Origin of the sequence: Hydrogenophaga sp. (assembly GCF_041633695.1) — a bacterium.
In the GTDB taxonomy this organism is placed as follows: Bacteria; Pseudomonadota; Gammaproteobacteria; order Burkholderiales; family Burkholderiaceae_C; genus Hydrogenophaga.
The window spans coordinates 1-1,123 of sequence record NZ_JBFJMY010000752.1; the positions used below are offsets into that span (position 1 = coordinate 1).

1 protein-coding gene is annotated in these 1,123 nt (G+C 64.3%); it reads left to right on the forward strand.

Features of this window, described 5'->3' with window-relative positions; all coding sequences use genetic code 11:
* Positions 1-965 (forward strand): GMP reductase (locus ABYB95_RS23825; protein WP_372662951.1); only part of this gene is annotated, 965 nt, incomplete at its 5' end.
* Between the last annotated feature and the right edge of the window lie 158 nt (positions 966-1,123).

Genomic DNA, 1,123 nt, shown 5'->3' on the forward strand with positions numbered 1-1,123 from the left:
ACTACGACAACGTGTTGCTGCTGCCACGCAAATGCCGCGTGGAAAGCCGTTCGGAATGCGACGCAGGGGTGGAACTGGGTGGGCGCAAATTCCGCCTGCCGGTGGTGCCGGCCAACATGAAGACAGTGGTGGACGTGCCCATGTGCGTCTGGCTGGCGCAGAACGGCTACTTCTACGTGATGCACCGCTTCGACCTGGACAACCTGCAGTTTGTGCGAGACATGCGCGCAGCAGGCGTGTTCGCCTCGATCTCACTGGGCGTGAAAGCGGCCGACTACGCTACGGTCGATCAACTCGTCGGCGAAGGCCTGGCGCCCGAATACATCACCATCGACATCGCGCACGGCCACGCCGACAGCGTGAAGAACATGATCGGCTACCTGAAGGAAAAGCTGCCCATGGCCTTTGTGATCGCGGGCAACGTGGCCACGCCCGAGGCCGTGATCGACCTGGAGAACTGGGGCGCCGACGCGACCAAGGTGGGCGTGGGGCCGGGCAAGGTCTGCATCACCAAGCTCAAGACCGGCTTTGGCACCGGCGGCTGGCAGCTCTCGGCGCTCAAGTGGTGCGCCCGCGTGGCGACCAAACCCATCATCGCCGACGGTGGCATACGCAGCCACGGCGATATCGCCAAAAGCGTGCGCTTCGGCGCGTCCATGGTGATGATCGGCTCGCTGTTCGCCGGCCACGAAGAATCCCCGGGCCAGACGGTGGAGGTGGATGGCGTGCTGTACAAGGAGTACTACGGCTCGGCCAGCGACTTCAACAAGGGCGAATACAAGCACGTCGAAGGCAAGCGCATCCTCGAGCCGATCAAGGGCAAGCTCGCGGAGACGCTGACCGAGATGGAGCAGGACATCCAGAGTTCGATCAGCTATGCCGGCGGGCGCAAGCTGATGGACATCCGCAAGGTCAACTACGTGACCCTGGGCGGCGACAACGCGGGCGAACACCTGCTGATGTAAACACGCCCGCCGCGCGCGGGGCGGCTCACACGCCGAGCAACGCCCGCGCCATCTTGTGCAGGCGGTGTTGGGGTTGCACCAGAGCGTCCATCACACTGAAGTGGTTCAAACCGGGCAAGGCCTCGCACACCGGCACCACCGCCTGGCCCCAGCGCTGC